Genomic DNA, 20031 nt, shown 5'->3' with positions numbered 1-20031 from the left:
CCAAGACGGCGAACACGGGGGCTCACCACTCGATGCCCTTCTGACCCTTCTGACCCGCATCCATCGGGTGCTTCACCTTGGTCATCTCGGTGACCAGGTCGGCGACCGCGATCAACTTGGGGTCGGCGTCGCGTCCGGTGATGACCACGTGCTGGTAGCCCGGACGGTCGGCGAGGGCGGTCACGACCTCGTCCACGTCGACCCAGCCCCACTTCATCGGGTAGGTGAACTCGTCGAGGATCACAAGATCGTGGGTTTGCGCCATGAGCCGCCGAGCGACCTCGTTCCAGCCCTCACGGGCCGCCGCGGCGTGGTCGTCGACGTCGCCCTGCTTGCGACTCCACGACCACCCGGACCCCATTTTGTGCCACTCCACCGGGCCGCCCTCGCCCGTCTGGCGGTGCAGACGGCCAAGGCGTTCCAGTACCTCCTGTTCGCCGATCCGCCACTTGGCCGACTTCACGAACTGGAAGACGCCGATGTTCCACCCCTGGTTCCACCCGCGCAGGGCCAGGCCGAAAGCGGCGGTCGACTTCCCCTTGCCGTCACCCGTGTGCACCATGACGAGCGGCCGGTTCCGCCGCTGTCTGGTGCTGAGGCCGTCGTCGGGGACGGAAGCTGGCAGCCCCTTCGGCATCAGGCGACACCCTTCACGTGAGTGCGGACGCTTGTGGTGAGCGCTTCGGCCGTGATCTCCGCGACGGGCACATGCTGGCCGCGGAGCAGCACCGCGAGTCTCCAGGCGAGCCCGAGCCTCAGTGGACCGGTCTCGCCGTCGACGACCACCGTGGCCACGCCCATGCCGGCGAGGTGGGCGGCGGCCTCCTGGGAGCGGGCGACAGCGTTCTCGCCGCCCGTGGCACGGCCGTCCGTGACGAGGATCAGCAGCGGGCGAAGACGGGGATCGCTCACCCGATGGCGTTGGACCACCCTCGCCACTTCCAGCAGGCCATCTGCCAGCGGTGTCCTCCCGCCCGCAGGGAGGTTGTTGAGGCGAGTCGCGGCGATATCCACCGAGCGCGTGGGCGGCAGGGTCAGTTCCGCGGTGGTGCCGCGGAAGGTGATCAGAGCAACCTTGTCGCGGCGTCGGTAGGCATCCAGCAGCAGGGAGAGAATCGCGGTCTTCACCTGGGCCATCCGCTTGCGGGCTGCCATCGACCCGGACGCGTCGACGCAGAACAGGATCAGATTGGCCTCGCGCCCCTCGCGAACGGCCATCCGGATGTCCTCCGGACGCACGTCAAGCCGGCCTCCTCGGCGTCCCCGAGCCGGCTGTTGACTCGCCGCGGCGAGGAGGGTTTCGACCAGGTGTAGTGGCCCGCCACCGCTGGCGGGGCGGCGTGCGCCGACGCGGTGCCCCCTGCTGGCGACCGCGCGGCTGCGACGGCCCTCGGTGCCCTCGCCAAGCCCGTGGACGGTGAACAGCCTCGAGCGGTACGGGTCCCCCGCGCTCACTTGGGATTCGCCCGCTCCGCCCTGTCCAGCCGGGGGGGCTGGCGACGACGCGCCCCCGGCCTCGGGCTGACCGGGGTCGTTCTCGTTCGACCGGTCGGGTTCGCCCTCGGGGACGCCGTCGTCGCTCGGCTCCGGGGGGGCCGGCGTCCCGTCGTCGGGGGCGGGTGGCGGCTCGGGAGGTAGTTCGTCGTCTCCCAGGAGCTGATCGAGCAGGTCCTCGTCCAGGCCCGGGGCGTCGAAGGGGTTGCGGCGGCGGCGGTGTGGCAGGGCGAGGAGGGCTGCTCGGCGGATGTCGGCCCTGGTGACCTGGTCGCGGCCCTGCCAGGCAGCGTGGGCGACCGCGGTGCGGGCAGTCACCAGGTCCGCTCGCAGGCCGTCCACCTCGAACGCGGCGCAGATCGTGGCGATCTTGAGAAGTGCCACGTCGCTGAGCCGAACGACGTCCAGTCGCTCCTGGGCCGTCCGGATCCGTTCGGTGAGGACGAGCTCGGCATCGCGGTGGCGTTCGGCGAAGGCTGCCGGGTCCGCGTCGTGGGCCATCCGGCGGCGCACGACCTCTGCGCGCAGGTTGGGGTCGCGCGGTGCGGCGACCTCGACGGCAAGTCCGAACCGGTCGAGGAACTGTGGCCGGAGCTCTCCCTCCTCGGGATTCATCGTGCCGATGAGAACGAACCGGGCCGGGTGTTCGAGGGAGACCCCGTCGCGCTCGACGGTGGCCCGGCCCATGGCGGCGGCGTCGAGCAGCAGGTCGACCAGGTGGTCGTGCAGCAGGTTGACCTCGTCGACGTACAGGACGCCGCGGTGGGCGCGCGCCAAGAGTCCCGGCTCGTATTCTACCTTGCCCTGTGACAGGGCGCGTTCGAGGTGGATGGACCCCATCACGCGGTCCTCGGTCGCACCCACGGGAAGCTCAACCAGGCGCACGGGGCGGCTCAGCGTCTGCGCCCGCGCGTCGAAGGGGCCGTCGGGAGACGTCGTCGTGGGGTCGGCGGGGTCAACCGAAAAGCGGTCGTCGGCGTACACGTCAATCGCCGGCAGCACGGCGGTGAGGGCGCGCACGGTTGTCGATTTCGCGGTTCCCTTCTCGCCACGCACCAAGACGCCGCCGATCTCGGGGGAGATGGTGGCCAGCACGAGTGCGAGACCCATGTTGTCCATCAGGTCGGGCTCGCAGCCGACGACGGCGGAAAAGGGGTAGTGCAGTGGCATGTGAGGCTCCCGCTCGTTCGCCATCGATATGGACGGGCGCGAGGCCGGTCCTCGGACTTGTCGGGTCCCCCCAAGGGGCCGGATTCACCGCAGCGGGCCTGTGCCGGAGTCTCACCGGCTTCCCTGATTCTCCTCATCGGCCCCGACCACCGTTCCGATCGCTGGGCCCCCGAGGCACCTCGTGCCTGGTGTCACGATAGCGTGAGGCCTCGTGTCCAGCCCTCATCCGTCCCGTGGCCTGCCGACAGTCACCGTCGTGGGGATCGGCGCGGATGGGTGGCGGGGACTGCCGGCGCACCTGCGGGAGGTGGTTCTCAAAGCACGTGTCGTGCTCGGCGGCGAGCGGCACCTCGGCCTGGTGCCCGTCCGGCCCGCGCAACGGCGGATCACCTGGCCCACGCCTCTGCGTCCGCAGCTCGCTGACCTGGTCAACAGTCAGGTGGAGGGACCGGTGGTCGCGCTCGCCTCAGGGGACCCGCTCGTGTCGGGTATCGGCTCGACGCTCATCAGCGTCCTGGGTCCGGATCGCGTCCGGATCCACCCGTCGGTGTCCTCGGTCGCGCTGGCCCGCGCGGAGATGGGGTGGCCGGCGGAGTCGTGCGCCGTGGTCAGTCTTGTCAGCCGGGAGGCTTCGCGCATTCTTCGGGAACTGGCTCCTGGTCGTCGCGTCATCGCGTTGTCGGCGGACGAGACGACGCCCCAGGAGGTGGCGGAACTGCTGTCCCAAGCTGGGTATGGCGAGAGCGTGATACATGTGCTGGGCAACCTGGGCGGGGAGGACTTCTCGCGGACCGATGCGAGTGCCGACAGGTGGTCCGAGGTGGCGCCGCGGCTCAATATCATGGCCATCGAGCTCAGCGGGCCGCGTCTGGGTGGCTGGGTGGCTGGGCTGCCCGACAGGCTGTTCGAGCATGACGGGCAACTCACCAAACGGGACCTGCGCGCGTCCGCCCTGGCGCGGCTTGCCCCCACGCCGGGGGAGCATCTGTGGGACGTTGGTGCCGGTGCGGGCTCGATCGGGATCGAGTGGATGAGGGCGCACCCCTCGTGCACGGCGACAGCGATCGAGGCCCAGCGGGAGCGGGCCGAGCGGATCGGGCGCAACGCCCTTCGCCTGGGGGTGCCTGGTCTTCGGGTCGTGGGGCAAGCGGCCCCCGAGGCGCTCCAGGGCCTCCGGCGTCCGGACGCCGTGTTCGTCGGCGGCGGGGCCACCCCCGGAGTCGTCGACGCGTGCATGGCGGCCCTGGGGACGTCCGGCCGGCTGGTCGTCCACGGGGTCACCCTGGAGACCGAACGGCTTCTGGGTGAGTTGCACTCCGTTCACGGTGGGGAGCTGACCCGTATCTCGGTGGAGACGGCGTCACCGATCGGCTCGTACACGGGCTGGAAGCCCGCGCGCGCCGTCACTCAGTGGGCGTTCACCCTGGACGTTTGACCGAGCGATCCCTGCCGGCGTCGTAGAGGTACGACTCTCCACCGTTCTCCGGCGCGAGGGCCCGCCCGACGAGGATGACGGCGGCCTGTCTGAGGCCGGCTTGCTCGACCGCGTCGGCGATCGATCCGACCGTTCCGCGGACCACGAGTTCGCCCGGTTGACTGGCCCGGTAGACCACCACGACGGGGCAGTCCGCACCGTAGTGGGGTTCGAGTTCGGCCATCAGGGTCCGGGTCCTGGTGATGGCGAGATGGAGGACGAGGCTCGCCGTTGTGGCCGCGAAGGCGGCGAGGGACTCCGACTCTGGCATCCTGGTTGACCGCGTCCGGGTGCGGGTGAGGACGACCGACTGCGCCACCTCGGGAACCGTCAGTTCGCGCCCGATGAGTGCCGCCGCGGCCGCGTACGCGGGCACGCCCGGGGTGACATCCCACGGGACCCCTGCGGCGTCCAGGCGTCGGGTCTGCTCGAACAGGGCGGAGTAGATCGACAGGTCGCCCGAGGCGAGGCGGACGACGTCCTGGCCGTCGCGGTGCGCCGCCTCGAGACGTTCGACGATCTGCTCGAGGTCGAGGTCCTGGGTGTCCACGAGGGTTGCCGAGGGGCTGACGTGAGTCAGCATGCCGGGGTCGATGTAGGTGCCCGGATAGAGGACGACGTCGGCTTGGGCCAACAGGCGGGTGGCGCGCACGGTGAGGAGATCGGCCGCCCCCGGGCCGGCGCCGACGAAATGGACCGTCATCGCACGAACCTCGGTGTCCACACGCCTCCCGCGCCGCGGCGGGTGCCGTCGGCTCCGACGATGAGGAGGCACTTCATGTCGATCGTCTCGGGGGTGAGCTCTGCCAAGGTGGTGACCGTCAGGCTCTCCCCGGGGCGCCCGACGTCGCGGCCGACGATCACCACGGTGTCGGCCCTGCGGTGCTCGAGGAGGATCCGCTGGGCCAGGCCGACCTGCTCGGTGCGGGTTCGCGAGGCGGGGTTGTAGATGGCGAGGACGAGGTCCGCCTCGGCGATCGCACGCAGCCGCCGCTCCACCACCGCCCAGGGCTTCAACCGGTCGGAGAGGCTGACGACCGCGAAGTCCGCGCCGATCGGCGCGCCGGCGCGCGCGGCCACGGCCTGCACCGCACTGATCCCCGGCAGCACTCGGATCCTCACGCCGGCGTAGGCGGGGTCCTCGGCGGCCTCGAACACGGCCGCCGCCATGCCGAAGATGCCCGCGTCCCCGCCGGAGACGACCGCGACCTTCTCGCCCGCCGTGGCCAGCTCCAGGGCGAACCGCGCCCGCTCGACCTCCACGGTGTTGCCCGACGCGTGGCGGGTGAGACCCGCTCGCTGGGGTACCCGCTCGACGTAAGGACCGTAGCCGACGACGTGGCTGACGTCGGCGAGGGCGTCGGACGCCTCGGGTGTCAGCCAGGCATCGGGGCCGGGGCCCAGGCCGATGACGAGTACTTCGGGCCCCGCGGCCGGTTTGGCCGGCGTGGCCGGCTGCGGGTCGCGGGTGCGGTCTCCGTTGAGGGAGTCGCCGGTAACCACGATCAAGGAGAAGTAGGGCACCGTGTCGGCGTCAACCTGGTCGACGGTCAGCCACCGCTGCTCGGGCATCGAGGCGCGCTCGACGTACAGAGCATGATCGAGCCGGCCGGCCGCCTCCAGGGCCCGGCGCACGGCCGGGAAGGTGCGCCCGAGTTTCATGATGATCGCACCGTCGGTGTCGGCGAGACGACGGGCCAACTCCGGCTCGGGCAGGGTGCCCGGGAGGACCGTGAGCACGTCGGTCTGCCGCACGAGCGGGCTGGCGACTGCGGCTGCCGCCGCCGCGAACGCCGGAACCCCTGGCACCACCTCGGTCACGTAGCGCTGCGACAGCCGGTCGTGCATGTACATGTACGAGCCGTAGAAGAGGGGATCGCCTTCGGCGAGGAGGACCACATCGAGCCCGGCGTCGAGGTGCGCCGCAAGACGGGCCGCGGCCTCCTCGTAGAAGTCGGCGATCGCCCCGGCGTAGCCACCCGGGTGATCGGTGCTGCCCGTGGTCACCGGATAGGTGAGCTCCTCGTCGATCGCGGTGTCGGGCACGAGGTCGGCGGCGATTCGACGCGCGTTGGATTCCTTGCCCCCGGCCGCGTGGTAGGCAACGACGTCGGCCGATCCGATCAGTCGCGCAGCCTTCCGCGTGATCAGTTCCGGGTCGCCGGGGCCGACGCCGACGCCGTAGAAGCGGCCGGTCATTCGTTCTCCTGCGCGAGTGCGTTGAGTGCCGACGACGTCATCGCCGAGCCGCCGCGGCGTCCCTTGACGGTGACGTAGGGGATGTCGATCCCGTACTCGGCGTTGAACCCGATGAGGGCCTCCTTCGATTCGGAGGCGCCGATGAAGCCGACCGGGCAGCCGACGATGGCGGCCGGCCGGGGAGCGCCGTCGAGGATCAGCTCCAGCAAGTGGAACAGGGCGGTCGGGGCGTTTCCGATAGCCACCACCGAGCCACCGAGGACGGGTTCCCACAGCGACACCGCGGCTGCCGCGCGGGTGGTGCCCCACGCCGCGGCCAGGGAAGGCACCCGCTCGTCGGTGAGCAAGCAGCGGACCTCGTTGTCGTGGGGCAGACGGCCACGACTGACGCCGGTGGCAACCATGGTCGTGTCGCACAGGATCGGGGCACCGGCCTCGAGGGCGGCGCGAGACGCGGCGACCATCCTCGGGTGGACGACGAGGTCCCGGGCGAGGTCGACCTGACCGCTGCCGTGGATCATGCGGACCGCGAGCCTGTCCGCGTCCACGGGAAGCGCGCTCAGGTCGGCCTCGCGTCTGATCGTCGCGAACGACTCGACGTAGATGGCGTCGCCCTGGTCGATGTACTGAAAGCGCCGGGTGGGACGCGACGGCTCAGACATGTCTTCCTTCGTCTGGGATGAGGATGCCGCGCCACGGCGTCACCACCAGGGTGTCGGCCCTCGCGGTGAGGGCGGTGACCGTGCCGAGATCCAGGCCGGCCTCGGGCACCCGGAGGTGCTCGCCCCCGGGAACCACTCCGAAGGGCACGGCCGCGGTCGGCGCGGGCAGACGTGGGTCGGGGACCCGGACGGACGCGAGCGGGTCGGCGAGTTCGACGACGTGCCACGGTGCTGTCGGCCCGTCGCCCCGAACGCTCAGGAACGTCTCGGCGAGGCGGGCGAGGCGGGACGCCGCCGACGCCAGCGGAATCACCTCACCCCACGCGTCCCCGACGCGCAGTTGGCCCAGCAGCCCGTCCAGTGCCACGAGGCCCAGGTCGCAGGAGCGGTCGAGAAGGTCCCCCCGGCCGTCGTCGAGCACGAACAGGAATCGCGCCGGGAGCCCGGCCAGGGCCGGGCTCGCGCAGAGAAGACCGTCCAGCTCGGTGGCCACGAGCCGAAGGTCGGAGCGCCCTCCGGACAATCCGCTCAGGGGCGAGACCATCACGTTGCGGACCAGCTCATGGCTCCGGTTCGGCAGCAGCCCTGTGGCCTCCAGGGCGGCCAGCACGTCGTCGGTGAGCCAGCCGCCGTCGACCCCCGGGAGTGCGCGCAGCTGGAGGTTCGCCCGGCTGGTGACGTGCACGTGTCCGTCCCCGAACCGCTCCGACACCTCGGCCAAGGACCTGAGCGAGCGAGCGCTGACCCGGCCGCCGATGAGCCGGAGACGCACCAGCAGACCGTCCTCGGCCGGCCAGGGGCGCAGCGCGCCGGGGCACCGGTCCCGGCGATCACGGATGATTGTCACGGACGAGCCTTCACGGTCTGAGACCCTTACGCGGGGTCCGGGTGGGACCTGGCAGCGGTTGCCGCGAGGGCCAGCAGGTCTTCGGACTCGGGATCACCCGGGACGAGGCGCCTTCCCGGACCGGGGTCCAGTGGCTGCGTGGTGGCTTGCCTCGCCCGTCACCCTCACCGCTGCGCGTCAGCCCCGGACTTCCACCGGGTTCCCTGACCCCACACGTGGAGTACGACTGGCAGCGGACAGACTACCGCGCGCCACCGACACAGACCGTGCACATCTCGGCGGCACAGCCAGGTCCGCCCGGCACCGCGTGTGGTGCCGTAGGCTCAGGCCGTGCCCGTGGTTCGGGAACCCGGTGTGAATCCGGGGCGGTTCCGCCACTGTGAGTCATGTCGATGACGCAGCCAGACACTGGCCACGGGTTTCCGTACCGATCGACGGGGCGAGAACCCCGGAGGAGGAAACCCGATGGTGGAGTCGTCCGCGCGGATCGCGCTCCTGTCCACATCCGACACCGACCTGCTCACCGCCCGCTCGAGCGGGTCGGCGTACACGTGGGCGAACCCGAGCCGGGCCCGTGACGCTGAACTCGCCGCAACGCTCGCCGATGCGGAGCTCGTGATCGTGCGCGTCCTCGGCAGTCGCCACGACCTCTGGCCCGGGCTCGCTGCCGTGCGCGAGCGGGGCACGCCACTGGTCATCCTGAGCGGCGAGCAGCAGCCGAGCGCGGAGTTGATGGGCCTTTCCACTGTCCCGATCGGTGTCGCAGCGCAGGCACATCGGTACCTGGCGGAGGGCGGGCCGGCCAACCTCGCACAACTGCACGCTTTCCTGTCCGACCTCGTCCTGTTGACCGGCGCGGGCTTCGAGCCTCCCACGGTCATCCCGTCGTGGGGGTACGCCGAGCGGCCGAGGCGCGCCGACCACCGGCTTCCCCGCGTCGGAGTCCTCTACTACCGGGCTCACGAGACGAGCGGGAACAACGGGTTCGCACATGCCCTGGCCGACGCGATCGATGCGACCGGACAGGCGCGGGGCGTGCCGATCTACGCCGGATCGCTCCGCTCCGCCCCAGATGAGCTGTACGCCGCGCTCGGTAGCCTGGACGCCGTCGTGGTGACGGTGCTCGCCGCGGGCGGTTCCGTGCCCGCGTCCGCCGGCGCCGGGGGTGACGACGAGGCGTGGGATGTGGAGCGCATGTCCTCCCTCGACATCCCTGTGCTGCAGGGCCTCTGTCTGACCACGAGCCGGGCCGAGTGGGAGGCCTCCGAGGACGGAGTGGTTCCCCTCGATTCCGCCAACCAGATCGCCATCCCCGAGTTCGACGGGCGGATCATCACCGTGCCGTTCTCCTTCAAGGAGATCGACGAGGACGGGCTGCCCACCTACGTGGCCGATCCTGAACGCGCCGCTCGCGTCGCGACCATCGCGGTCAACCACGCTCGCCTGCGACGCAAGCCCAATCATGACAAGCGCCTCGCCCTCGTCCTGTCGGCCTACCCAACCAAGCACGCCAGGATCGGCAACGCGGTGGGGCTCGACACCCCCCTGTCGGCCATTCGGCTGCTGCGCCGGTTGCGCGAGGAGGGCTACGATCTCGGACCCGACGATCGCGTCTCGGACTTTTCGATCCATGCCCTGCTCGACATGGAGGACCAGACCGCCGCGGGTGACGCCCTGATTCACGCGCTCATCGCGGCGGGAGGACAGGACGAGGAATGGCTCACCTCGGGCCAGCTGACCGAGGCGCACGTGCGGATTTCGAAGCCGGACTATGACGCCTGGACTGCCGACCTGACCGACGGACTCCGTGCGGCGGTGATCGCAGCCTGGGGAGAGTCTCCCGGGCGGCTGTTCGTGAACGACGACCAGGAATTGGTCCTCGCGACCCTGCGCGCCGGGAATGTCGTACTGCTGATCCAGCCTCCGCGCGGCTTCGGCGAGAACCCGGTGGCGATCTACCATGACCCCGACCTGCCTCCCAGCCACCACTACCTGGCCGCCTACCGCTGGATCGAGCGGGGCTTCGAGGCGGACGCGGTCCTCCACCTCGGAAAGCACGGCTCGATGGAGTGGCTGCCGGGCAAGAGGGCGGCGATGTCGGCCTCATGCGGCCCGGACGCCGCCATCGGCAGCCTGCCGATGATCTACCCGTTCCTCGTGAACGATCCGGGAGAGGGCGCTCAGGCCAAGCGTCGGGCTCACGCCACGATCGTCGACCACCTCGTGCCGCCGATGGCTCGTGCAGAGTCGTACGGCGACATCGCCCGACTCGAGCAGCTGCTCGACGAGCACGCGAACGTCGCGTCCATGGACCCGGCCAAGCTGCCCGCAATCCGTGGAGAGATCTGGCAGCTCATGCGTTCGGCCGAGATGCACCGAGACCTCGGACTCGACGAACGACCCGAGGACGCCGAATTCGATGACTTCCTGCTCCACGTCGACGGCTGGCTGTGCGAGATCAAGGACGCCCAGATCCGCGACGGGCTCCACGTCCTCGGTGCCCCACCCACGGGTGAGGCGCGGGTCAACCTGGTGCTGGCGATCCTCCGTGCGACCCAGGTGTGGGGAGGGGTCGGCAACGCCGTCCCCGGCCTGCGCACCGCACTGGGCCTGACCGAAGACGCCGACCTCAAGGCGATCGACGACGCGGAGGCCCGCGCCCGCGGGCTCGTCGAGCGGATGGAAGCGGCCGGCTGGGAGACGGCGATGATTCCGGATCTTCACCAGGATCCTGAGGTTCAGGAGGTGCTCGCCTTCGCTGCCGAGCAGGTCGTACCCCGCCTCGCCCGCACCAGCGACGAGCTGGACGCCATCATCCACGCGCTCGACGGAGGCTTCGTCCCAGCCGGTCCGTCCGGCTCACCGCTGCGGGGCCTGGTCAACGTGCTGCCCACCGGTCGCAACTTCTACACGGTCGACCCCCGGGCCGTGCCCTCGCGCCTCGCGTGGCAGACGGGCCAGGCCATGGCGGACTCCCTCATCGAGAGATACCTCGCCGAGACTGGCGCCCATCCGGCGTCCGTCGGCCTGTCGGTGTGGGGCACCAGCGCGATGCGTACCGGCGGGGATGACGTGGCCGAGGTGCTCGCTCTCCTTGGCGTCCGTCCCGAATGGGACGAGCAGTCCCGACGCGTGTTCAAACTCTCTGTCGTTTCACTGGAGGAGTTGGGGCGCCCGCGCATCGACGTCACCGTGCGCATCTCCGGGTTCTTCCGAGACGCTTTCCCGCACGTGGTCGCGATGCTGGACGACGCGGTCGCGATGGTGGCGGGCCTGGACGAGCCGGTCGACAGGAACTTCGTCCGCGCGCATACGCAGGCCGACCTCGCCGCACACGGCGACCTACGGCGGGCCACCACCCGCATCTTCGGGTCCAAGCCTGGCGCGTACGGGGCCGGCATGCTGGAGGTCATCGAGTCCGGCTCGTGGCGCAACGACGCCGACCTCGCCGAGGTCTACACCGTCTGGGGAGGCTTCGCCTACGGGCGGGGCCTCGATGGCGTCCAGGCGGCTGACGACATGCGTGCCAACTATCGACGGATCGCCGTGGCAGCCAAGAACTTGGACTCCGCCGAGCACGACATCGCCGACTCCGACGACTATTTCCAGTATCACGGCGGAATGATCGCCACGGTCCGTGCGCTCACCGGCTCTGAGCCGAAGGCATATGTCGGTGATTCCACCGCCCCGGACGCAATCCGCACCCGCAGCCTCGCCGAGGAAACCGCCCGAGTCTTCCGCTCACGCGTGGTCAACCCCCGCTGGATCGCCGCCATGCGACGCCACGGCTACAAGGGTGCCTTCGAACTCGCGGCGACCGTCGACTACCTCTTCGGCTTCGACGCCACCGTAGGCGTTCTCCATGACTGGATGTACGAAAAGCTCGCCCGCGAATACGTCCTTGACGAGACCACGCAGCAGTTCATGCGCCAGTCCAATCCATGGGCGCTCCGCGGGATAGTCGAACGACTGCACGAGGCGGCCGAGCGTGGCCTCTGGGAAGAGCCAGACCCCCACACGCTTGCCACGATGCGGCAGCTTTACCTGGACATCGAAGGCGACCTCGAGGACCGGGGCTGAGAGGTGCGCTCCTCTGGTCGACCCGAGACGCCAAACCTTGAACAGCTCGCCCGGGCCGGCTCAGCTGTGGTCGCTGCCAGCGAGCGACTGACCGACGCCCTGCACACCCTCGACCCGATCCGGGTCGCCCGGGTCACCTTGGGGCAGTACCTGGGGGAGTCCGAGCGGGAGGCCGCCACCTGGACTGCGAACCTTGCCGACGCGCAAGGCGCGCACTGGGCACGGGCAAGGCACTGGCCAACCTCGCCCGTGCCGGGTTCAAGCTCAAGCTGAACCCCCCGCCGAGGCCGTGACCGTCCGTGGGAGCGCCGTCGACGTCAACGCCGCCCGACAGGCCGCCCGAGCCGAAGCAGCGCGCGAGTCCTGGGCTCCCACTTGGGCTGCGATCGAGGCCCAGCAGGAACAGTCCCGCACCAAGGCACCAGCCGCGAAGTAACCGACCCGGCTAGACTGGAACCAGCGTTTGGTGAACGCCATCAGAGACCCCGACCGGGCACAACCCCGGGCGGGGTCTGTTGGGTTCTGCGCCCTCTGGCGATCCTCAAATCTTTGAACCCTCCCCGGGCTTTTTTCACCTCACCAACGCTGGTCAGGAGGGGGTCGGTTGGGGATAGGCCCACCCCCTTTGAGGGAGAGGGGGGAGCCCAAGGAGCACCCTGCCTGACCTGCCTTGTGGAGGTGACTCGCAGTCCGCAGACCTGAAATCTTGGCGAGGGGCCGTGGCCATCGGGCACCCTCGGTTCAGGGTGGAAAGAAATCTGGGGGAAAGAGCGCCGAACACCGTGCCTGCGACCCGATACGGCGGGCGAGAGCTCCCCGCCCATGACGCAACAGGGAACCTCCGTCACCCCCATCTCGAGGGCCACCCGCCTGTCCTCGACCCAGTACAGGTGCTTGACCCGCCGCCCTTTCGCCGTCGCGCTCCTGGGTGAAGCTGGGGCGACCGTCCGGGCCGTGCTGGCCGCTGCGCTGGTGCTCATGCCCGGACCCCTCGAGCAGGTCGGCAGCCTCGATGGGTGCAGCCGCCAAGGCCCGTGCCTCGGTCGCCGTCATGGGCGTGTCGATGTCGGGCCACGCGTAGACGCCGACATCGGTGCGCTCACCGGTCGGTTTGTCGCAGGCGTGCAACTCAACGTCGAACCGCTCGGCGCGCGCGACGATCCGGGCGTGAAGGACGGTGCCACCGTCCGTCACGTCGCACGGCCCAGCCACGTCACACCAGCTCGACCCCCTCGACCGAGAGTCCGACATGTGCCAGTGCCTGGCAGGCGAGATCAAGGTTCGCGACCTCGTCTGGCTCCACCTCTGCGAGCGCGGTCACGAGCCGGTCGTGGTCGACGTCGACCCCGTCAAGGGTAGGAAGAACCTCGACGGCCAACAGCCGCTCGAGGGTGAGGTGAAGGGTAGTGGGCATGGTGACTCCGGTCTCCAGCGAGAGAACCGAGACCTAAGACCCCTAGGAGACCCCGTCGCCCCCAGAAACAACAACGCCCCTTGTCAGGGGCGGGTTGCAAAGGGTGGGCCTAACTGGACTTGAACCAGTGACCTCTGCCTTATCAGGGCAGCGCTCTAACCGACTGAGCTATAGGCCCGTCACCGCCAAGGCGGTCACGCAAGTGGAAACTCTAGCGGATCCGTCGGCGTCGGCCCAAATCCAGGAGCACGTCGGAGGGGTTTCGCCCTGGGCTCGTCCCTCGCCCAACTCAACCGACGTCGGGAGCAGCCCGTCAGTCCTCGGCGAGGGTGACCTCGAGGCCACCCATCACGGTGGCGGCAAGGTTGTACAGGAACGAGAACAGCGTGGCCAGAGCCGTGAAGATCACCACGTCGGCCGCACCGATCATGGCCGCGAAGCCGAGCACCCGGTTGCCGTTCAGGTAGTCCTCGAGGTGGAAGCGGTCGGCAGCACCAGGAGTGTTGAGCAGGTCGTTCACCGCTCGGTTGACGCTCTCGAACACCCCTGAGGCCACGATGACGCCCCACAGCACCCAGATGCTGATGAAGAAGATGATGCCGCCGGCGATCCCGAACAGGAACGCGGTCTTCATCACCGACCACGGATCGATCCGCGACAACCGAAGGCGCGCCTTGCGGGTCCGCCGCGACGACCCAGCACGGGCCGCGACCGCCGGTGCACCTGGCACCGCGTCCTTGGCCCGGTCGGTGTCACCACTGACGGTCGAGGCGACTGACGACACCGCGGTCGAGGCGGCCGATGACACCGAGGTGGCGGCGCTCGACATGGCACCACGGGCCGAGCCGAACACATCCTTGGCCCGGTCAGCAGCCCGTTCGCCGAAGCTGGGCTCACCCGGGTCCGCCGATGCTCGGCCACCCGGGGTCACGGTGCTCCCCTGGACGGGGGCCGAGAAGCCGGGCCGGCCGTCCGCGTTCGTCCCCGGGACGCTGGCGCCGCCCCGTCGGGCGGGCTGGGCCGGGGGTTGACCGAAGGAGGGCGGCTGGCCGCCGGGGCGGGTGTTGTCGCTCACTGCTCATCCTCCTGGTCGGCGCCCTCGGGCTCCGGGTCAGCGGTCTCCGTCGTGCCCACGCTACCGGCAGCATCGTCGTCCACAGCCTCCGTGGACTCCGACTCTCCGCCATCCTCGGTCAGACCCTCGTCCGAATCGTCGACCTCGGTGACACCCAACGCCTGGTTGGCGCGTGCCTCCGGGTTGAGCGCGATCGCGATGACGGAATCCTCGCCCCGCACACCGACGAACTTCACGCCCATGGTGTCGCGGCCCTTCGCCGCGACCTCGCTGACCGACGACCGGGTGATCTGCCCGGACTGCTTGATGGCGATCACCTCGTCGGTCTCACCCAGCACCAGGCCACCGACCAGCGACCCGCGGTCCTCGTTGAGGCGCATGGCCTTGATGCCCAGGCCGCCGCGACCTTGGCGGCGATACTCCGAGACAGCGGTCCGCTTGGCGAAGCCACCGTCGGTGACCGTGAAGACGAACAGCGAGTCCTCGTCGGCGTCGGAGCGGATCACCGCCATCGACAACAACTCGTCGTCGGAGCGGAACTTCATGCCGGTCACGCCGGAGGTCGCACGCCCCATCGGACGAACCTGGTCGTCCGCCGCCGAGAAACGGATCGCCTGGCCCTTCTTCGAGATGAGCAGCACGTCGTCCTCAGGGCCGACGATGTCGGCACCGATCAGTTCGTCGTCCTCGTCGCGGAAGTTGATGGCGATGACGCCGGCCTGGCGCGGGGTGTCGTACGCGGCCAGTTCGGTCTTCTTGACCAGACCCTTCCGGGTGGCCAGCAGCAGGTACTGGGCGTCGTCGTAGGTGCGGATCTGGATGCCCTGGGCGATCCGCTCGTCGGGCAGGAAGCTCAGCAGTCCTGCGACGTGTCCGCCCTTGGCGTCACGGCCACCCTCGGGCACCTGCCACGCCTTGATCCGGTAGACCCGACCCATGGTGGTGAAGAACAGGATCCAGTGGTGGTTGGTGGTGGTGAAGACGGCGTCGACCTCGTCCTCGGCGCGCAGCTTCGCTCCGCGGACTCCCTTGCCACCGCGACGCTGCACGCGGTACTGGTCGGTGTTGGTGCGCTTGATGTAGCCGCCGCGGGTGAGGGTGATGACCACGTCCTCGTCGGGGATGAAGTCCTCGTCGGAGAAGTCGCCGTCGGCCGCGACGATCTGGGTGCGGCGCTCGTCGCCGTACTTGTCGACGATCTCGGTCAGCTCGGTCGAGATGATCTCGCGCTGGCGCTCCTCGCGGGCGAGGATGTCGGCCAGGTCGGCGATCTGGGCCTCGAGCTCGGCCAGGCGGGAGACGATGCGCTCCCGCTCCAGGGCGGCCAGGCGGCGCAGCTGCATCTCGAGGATGGCGTTGGCCTGGTCATCGTCGATGTCGAGCAGGTCCTTCAGGCCCTCACGGGCGGCCTCGGTGGTGCGGGACGCCCGGATCAGGGCGATGACGTCGTCCAGCTTGTCGAGCGCCTTCACCAGACCGCGCTGGATGTGGGCGCGAGCCTCGGCCTCCTGCAGCTGGAAGGCGGTGCGGCGGCGGATGACCTCGAGCTGGTGGGTCACCCAGTGGCTGATGAACTGGTCGAGCCGCAGCGTGCGGGGCACGTCGTCGACCAGGGCCAGCATGTTGCAGCCGAAGGTGTCCTGCAGCTGGGTGTGCTTGAACAGGTTGTTCATCACCACGCGGGGCTGGGCGTCCCGCTTGAGCACGATCACGAGCCGCTGGCCGGTGCGAGCGGAGGTCTCGTCCACCAGGTTGGCGATGCCCGACAGCTTGCCGGCGTTGACCAGCTCGGCGATCTTCAGCGCCAGGTTGTCGGGGTTGCACATGTAGGGCAGCTCGGTGACGACCAGGAGCTGTCGTCCGTTCTTGTCCTCCTCGACCTTGATCACCGCGCGCATGGTGACCAGGCCCCGGCCGGTGCGGTAGGCGTCCTCGATGCCCTTGCGGCCGACGATCAGGGCGCCCTGGGGGAAGTCGGGGCCCTGGATGCGGGCCATGGCGGCCTCGAGCAGTTCCTCCTCGCTGGCCTCGGGGTGGGCCAGCGACCAGAGCACGGCCTCGGACACCTCACGCAGGTTGTGGGTGGGGATGTTCGTGGCCATGCCGACCGCGATGCCCGTCGACCCGTTGACCAGCAGGTTGGGGAACCGTGCCGGGAGCACGGTGGGTTCCTGCTCGCGGTTGTCGTAGTTGGGCTTGAAGTCGACCGTCTGCTGGTCGATGTCGCGCACCATCTCCATGGCGAGCGGAGCCATCTTGCACTCGGTGTACCGCATGGCGGCGGCCTTGTCGTTGCCGGGCGAACCGAAGTTGCCCTGCCCCGAGACCAGCGGCGCGCGCATCACCCACGGCTGCGCCAGGCGCACCAAGGTGTCGTAGATCGCCGAGTCACCGTGGGGGTGGTAGAGACCCATCACCTCACCGACGACGCGGGAGCACTTGTTCCACCCGCGGTCGGGACGGTAGCCGCCGTCGTACATCGCGTAGAGCACGCGGCGGTGCACGGGCTTGAGACCGTCGCGGACGTCGGGCAGCGCTCGTCCCACGATCACGCTCATCGCGTAGTCGAGGTAGCTCTTCTGGATCTCGTCGCGCAGGTCGATCGGCTCGATGCGGCCGTGGTTGGGGGCCTCGATGTCATCGACCAAGGACTGCGTCTCGGCTGCCTGCCCCGGTGCGGTGCCTGACGCCTCGTCGCGGATGTCGTCGGTGCCGGGGGTGGGCTCGTCGGGAGTGTCAGTCATGTGGGTGGGAGGTCCTCACGTGTTGGACGAATGCGCGCCCACCAATGGCGAAAGGCCCGGGCGCGCTGATCTCGTCCAGCCTACCGCACCCCCCGTGACGACACCTTGTTCCGCGCGCGCCCGCGCGTAGTAGGGGGTGTGGTCGGACGATGGTCAGCGCTGGCCGTGGGTGCCGCCTGTGCCGGCTGGCCACTCATGGCGTTGCTCCCATACCGGGCCAGCTGCCCACGTCCGGCGCGGTGCTGGCGGCCACCGTCGTCCGGTTGCCCCCCGCAAGCGACCAGCTGCCCTCGTTCGGCGCCGTTGCCCCCGTTCAGGGGTAGGGCAGGTGCGCCTGATGAGGGCAACTGGGACGAACGCGGGCAGCCCCGGACGAGCCTCAGCCCCCGAAGACCGACAGCTTCCCGTAGTGCTCGGCCAGCAGGTAGTACACCGTCAGCCGGTTCTTCTGGCCATGGATGCCCGCCCCGACCTTCTTGATGGCGGCATCGATGGACTCGTCCGAGTCGGCGACTCCCAACTTCTTCTTGACGTAGTTGGTGCGCACCCGCTCGAGCTCGGCCGGGTCGGAGAACGACACCGTGCGGGAGTCCTGCTTCTGCAGCGCCAGGGCGTAGGTGCGCGCCATCTTCGCCACCACTGCCTCGTTCGCCTGCGCGGAGTACTTCTTGATGTCTGCCAGGTAGTCCATCGAAGACCTTTCAGGTGTGCGCCCCTCGTTGGACGCACCCCCATCTTCGGCCGAATTCGTCGTCCATGTGACCGGTTCGGGCAACATTCGACAACGAGACGGACAACCCCGGACGATGGCGTCCGGGGTTGTCAGCTCGCAAAGCACAGCCGGCCGCGTTGGCGGCTGCTGAACAGGCCTCAGATGTCGAGGAAGCGCACGTCGCGAGCGTTTCGCTGGATGAACGCGCGCCGCGACTCGACGTCCTCACCCATCAGGATCGCGAACATCTCCGAGGCGCGGGCAGCGTCCTCGAGGGTCACCTGAAGCAGGATGCGACCGTCGGGATCCATGGTGGTCTCCCACAGGTCGGAGGCGTCCATCTCACCCAGACCCTTGTAGCGCTGGATCGGGTTCACGGTCGGCAACTTCTTGCCGGCGGCGATGCCCGCCTCGCGCAGCACGTCACGTTCGTGGTCGGTGTAGGCCAACTCGTGGGGCGAGTTCGTCCAGCGCAACCGGAACAGCGGCGGCTGGGCCAGGTAGACGTGGCCGGCATCGATCAGCGGGCTCATGAACCGGAACAGCAGCGTCAGCAGCAGGGTGCGGATGTGCGACCCGTCGACGTCCGCATCGGCCATCAGCACGATCTTGTGGTAGCGGAGCTTGGCCAGGTCGAAGTCCTCCTGCACACCGGTGCCGAGGGCGTTGATGATCGCCTCGACCTCCTTGTTCTGCAGGATGCGGTCGAGTCGAGCCTTCTCGACGTTCAGGATCTTCCCGCGGATCGGCAGGATCGCCTGGGTGCGCGGGTCGCGTCCACCCTTGGCGGAACCGCCGGCGGAGTCACCCTCGACGATGAAGACCTCACACTCGGCCGGATTGGTCGAGGAGCAGTCGGCCAACTTGCCGGGCAGTCCCCCACCACCGAGCAGCCCCTTGCGGTTGCGGGCCATGTCGCGGGCCTTGCGGGCGGCGATGCGGGCCAGCGCCGCGGCCTGCGACTTGCGGACGATCTCTCGTCCCTCGGCCGGGTTGCGCTCGAACCAGTCGCCCAGACGGTCGTTCACGACACGCTGGACGAAGGACCGGGCCTCGGTGTTGCCCAGCTTGGTCTTGGTCTGGCCCTCGAACTGGGGCTCGGACAGCTTGATCGACACGATGGCGGTCAGGCCCTCGCGCACGTCGTCACCCGAGACGCGGTCCTCGCGCTTCTTGATCATTCCCCAGGCCTCGCCCCACTTGTTGACCGTGTTGGTCAGCGCGGCGCGGAAGCCCTCTTCGTGGGTACCGCCCTCGTGAGTGTTGATGGCGTTGGCGAAGGTGTGCACCGAGTTCTGGAACGAGGTGTTCCACTGCAGTGCCACTTCGACGCCCATGCCCGCCTCGGGCTTGTGCGCCTCGACGGCGATCACCGACGGGTGCACGACGTCCTTCTTGCCGGTCAGGTAGGTGACGTAGTCGATCAGCCCGTTGAGGTAGAGGAACTCCTCGCGGATCGGGGCGCCCTGGTCGTCGACGTGGCCCTCGCGCAGGTCGATGATCTCGATGGCCAGCCCCTTGTTCAGGAAGGCCATCTCGCGGAACCTGGTGGCCAGCGTCTCGTAGGAGTACTGGGTGGTCTCGAAGATCTCATCGCTCGCGTAGAACGTGACCGTGGTGCCGGTCGCGTCCGAGGTGCCCACCTTCTCCAGCGGCGCCTCGGGCACACCCAGGTGGAAGGTCTGGGCGTAGCGGGACCCGTCACGCTCGACCTCGACGGTCAGCGTCGACGAGAGCGCGTTCACGACGGACGAACCGACGCCGTGCAGACCGCCGGAGACCTTGTAGCCGCCGGAACCGAACTTGCCACCGGCATGGAGCTTGGTGAGGACGAGGGTGACGGTGGGGATGCCCTCGATGGGGTGCACGTCGACCGGGATACCGCGCCCGTTGTCGACGACCCGGATACCTCCGCCGTCGAGCAGTTCGACCCGAATCCGGTCCCCGTAGCCGGCCATGAACTCATCGACGGCGTTGTCGACGATCTCGCTGACCAGGTGGTGCAGACCGCGCTCACCGGTGGATCCGATGTACATGCCCGGACGCTTGCGCACCGCCTCGAGACCCTCCAGCACCTGGATGGACGAGGCGTCGTAGGAGCCCGCGGCGACCGAGGTGTCACCGTGCTCGATGAGCCCCTCCATCCGTTCGGTGTCGTCG

14 protein-coding genes, 1 tRNA gene and 3 riboswitches are annotated in these 20031 nt (G+C 69.4%); of the genes, 2 read left to right on the top strand and 13 right to left on the bottom strand.

Annotated elements, in window-relative coordinates:
• Nucleotides 1-22 precede the first annotated feature (22 nt).
• Nucleotides 23-637 carry a cob(I)yrinic acid a,c-diamide adenosyltransferase gene (gene cobO, locus H507_RS0101265; RefSeq protein WP_022908910.1) on the bottom strand — a complete coding sequence of 205 codons (615 nt, stop codon included), beginning with the start codon at nucleotides 635-637 and terminating at the stop codon, nucleotides 23-25.
• On the bottom strand, nucleotides 637-2664 hold the full coding sequence (locus H507_RS0101260) for a magnesium chelatase subunit D family protein (RefSeq protein WP_022908909.1): 2028 nt from the start codon (nucleotides 2662-2664) through the stop codon (nucleotides 637-639). The genes cobO and H507_RS0101260 overlap by 1 nt, the downstream gene beginning before the upstream one ends.
• Nucleotides 2665-2689: 25 nt before the next feature.
• Nucleotides 2690-2825: riboswitch (cobalamin riboswitch) on the bottom strand.
• A gap of 50 nt (nucleotides 2826-2875) precedes the next feature.
• Here H507_RS0101260 and H507_RS0101255 point away from each other — a divergent pair.
• Nucleotides 2876-4099 carry a bifunctional cobalt-precorrin-7 (C(5))-methyltransferase/cobalt-precorrin-6B (C(15))-methyltransferase gene (locus H507_RS0101255; RefSeq protein WP_022908908.1) on the top strand — a complete coding sequence of 408 codons (1224 nt, stop codon included), beginning with the start codon at nucleotides 2876-2878 and terminating at the stop codon, nucleotides 4097-4099.
• Here H507_RS0101255 and cobM read toward each other — a convergent pair.
• The 4 genes from cobM to H507_RS0101235 are packed head-to-tail and all read right to left on the bottom strand — an operon-like array spanning nucleotide 4083 to nucleotide 7846.
• Nucleotides 4083-4841, bottom strand: a complete 759-nt coding sequence (gene cobM, locus H507_RS0101250) for a precorrin-4 C(11)-methyltransferase (protein WP_040437348.1) — start codon at nucleotides 4839-4841, stop codon at nucleotides 4083-4085. The two genes, H507_RS0101255 and cobM, sit on opposite strands and share 17 nt — an antisense overlap.
• Complete coding sequence (locus H507_RS0101245; protein ID WP_022908906.1) at nucleotides 4838-6337, bottom strand: precorrin-2 C(20)-methyltransferase; 1500 nt, start codon at nucleotides 6335-6337, stop codon at nucleotides 4838-4840. Before H507_RS0101245 ends, cobM begins: the two co-directional genes overlap by 4 nt.
• On the bottom strand, nucleotides 6334-6999 hold the full coding sequence (locus H507_RS0101240) for a precorrin-8X methylmutase (RefSeq protein ID WP_022908905.1): 666 nt from the start codon (nucleotides 6997-6999) through the stop codon (nucleotides 6334-6336). Before H507_RS0101240 ends, H507_RS0101245 begins: the two co-directional genes overlap by 4 nt.
• Nucleotides 6992-7846 (bottom strand): nitrite reductase, encoded by an 855-nt coding sequence (locus H507_RS0101235; RefSeq protein WP_022908904.1) that lies wholly within the window; start codon nucleotides 7844-7846, stop codon nucleotides 6992-6994. The genes H507_RS0101240 and H507_RS0101235 overlap by 8 nt, the downstream gene beginning before the upstream one ends.
• Nucleotides 7847-7900: 54 nt before the next feature.
• Nucleotides 7901-8090, bottom strand: a riboswitch (cobalamin riboswitch).
• A 76-nt stretch (nucleotides 8091-8166) separates the two neighbouring features.
• Nucleotides 8167-8277, top strand: a riboswitch (cobalamin riboswitch).
• 34 nt (nucleotides 8278-8311) lie between these two features.
• Here H507_RS0101235 and cobN point away from each other — a divergent pair.
• Entirely contained in the window at nucleotides 8312-11926 is a 3615-nt protein-coding gene (gene cobN / locus H507_RS0101225; RefSeq protein WP_022908902.1) for a cobaltochelatase subunit CobN, read from the top strand.
• Between the two features lie 741 nt (nucleotides 11927-12667).
• On the opposite strand, the gene H507_RS0101210 is transcribed toward cobN, so the two are convergent.
• From H507_RS0101210 to gyrB, 7 genes are all read right to left on the bottom strand, one after another.
• The gene (locus H507_RS0101210; RefSeq protein WP_040437345.1) at nucleotides 12668-13138 is read right to left on the bottom strand and encodes a hypothetical protein; all 471 of its coding nucleotides are present in this window, start codon (nucleotides 13136-13138) and stop codon (nucleotides 12668-12670) included.
• Nucleotide 13139: 1 nt separating this feature from the next.
• On the bottom strand, nucleotides 13140-13340 hold the full coding sequence (locus tag H507_RS0101205) for a hypothetical protein (RefSeq protein ID WP_022908898.1): 201 nt from the start codon (nucleotides 13338-13340) through the stop codon (nucleotides 13140-13142).
• Nucleotides 13341-13444: 104 nt separating this feature from the next.
• A tRNA-Ile gene (locus H507_RS0101200) sits at nucleotides 13445-13518 on the bottom strand.
• 135 nt (nucleotides 13519-13653) lie between these two features.
• A complete protein-coding gene (locus H507_RS18405; protein WP_022908897.1) occupies nucleotides 13654-14415 on the bottom strand; it encodes a DUF3566 domain-containing protein in 762 nt (253 codons plus the stop codon).
• On the bottom strand, nucleotides 14412-17159 hold the full coding sequence (gyrA, locus tag H507_RS13850; protein ID WP_022908896.1) for a DNA gyrase subunit A: 2748 nt from the start codon (nucleotides 17157-17159) through the stop codon (nucleotides 14412-14414). The genes H507_RS18405 and gyrA overlap by 4 nt, the downstream gene beginning before the upstream one ends.
• A gap of 379 nt (nucleotides 17160-17538) precedes the next feature.
• Nucleotides 17539-17850, bottom strand: a complete 312-nt coding sequence (locus tag H507_RS0101185) for a DUF2853 family protein (RefSeq protein ID WP_022908895.1) — start codon at nucleotides 17848-17850, stop codon at nucleotides 17539-17541.
• A 179-nt stretch (nucleotides 17851-18029) separates the two neighbouring features.
• On the bottom strand, nucleotides 18030-20015 hold the full coding sequence (gene gyrB / locus H507_RS0101180; protein WP_157438898.1) for a DNA topoisomerase (ATP-hydrolyzing) subunit B: 1986 nt from the start codon (nucleotides 20013-20015) through the stop codon (nucleotides 18030-18032).
• Nucleotides 20016-20031: the final 16 nt, after the last annotated feature.

The sequence above is a fragment of the Aestuariimicrobium kwangyangense DSM 21549 genome, from assembly GCF_000421525.1.
Lineage (GTDB): Bacteria > Actinomycetota > Actinomycetes > Propionibacteriales > Propionibacteriaceae > Aestuariimicrobium > Aestuariimicrobium kwangyangense.
Note: the sequence above shows the minus strand (reverse complement) of the source record. Positions and strands in the feature narration are given on the sequence as shown.

What these genes read in the sequence shown, in the direction of transcription:
- cobO (WP_022908910.1), bottom strand. Translation starts at nt 637, where the DNA reads ATGCCGAAGGGGCTGCCAGCTTCCGTCCCCGACGACGGCCTCAGCACC.
- cobM (WP_040437348.1), bottom strand. Translation starts at nt 4,841, where the DNA reads ATGACGGTCCATTTCGTCGGCGCCGGCCCGGGGGCGGCCGATCTCCTC.
- H507_RS0101205 (WP_022908898.1), bottom strand. Translation starts at nt 13,340, where the DNA reads ATGCCCACTACCCTTCACCTCACCCTCGAGCGGCTGTTGGCCGTCGAG.
- gyrA (WP_022908896.1), bottom strand. Translation starts at nt 17,159, where the DNA reads ATGACTGACACTCCCGACGAGCCCACCCCCGGCACCGACGACATCCGC.
- H507_RS0101240 (WP_022908905.1), bottom strand. Translation starts at nt 6,999, where the DNA reads ATGTCTGAGCCGTCGCGTCCCACCCGGCGCTTTCAGTACATCGACCAG.
- cobN (WP_022908902.1), top strand. Translation starts at nt 8,312, where the DNA reads ATGGTGGAGTCGTCCGCGCGGATCGCGCTCCTGTCCACATCCGACACC.
- H507_RS0101245 (WP_022908906.1), bottom strand. Translation starts at nt 6,337, where the DNA reads ATGACCGGCCGCTTCTACGGCGTCGGCGTCGGCCCCGGCGACCCGGAA.
- H507_RS0101185 (WP_022908895.1), bottom strand. Translation starts at nt 17,850, where the DNA reads ATGGACTACCTGGCAGACATCAAGAAGTACTCCGCGCAGGCGAACGAG.
- gyrB (WP_157438898.1), bottom strand. Translation starts at nt 20,015, where the DNA reads ATGGAGGGGCTCATCGAGCACGGTGACACCTCGGTCGCCGCGGGCTCC.
- H507_RS0101260 (WP_022908909.1), bottom strand. Translation starts at nt 2,664, where the DNA reads ATGCCACTGCACTACCCCTTTTCCGCCGTCGTCGGCTGCGAGCCCGAC.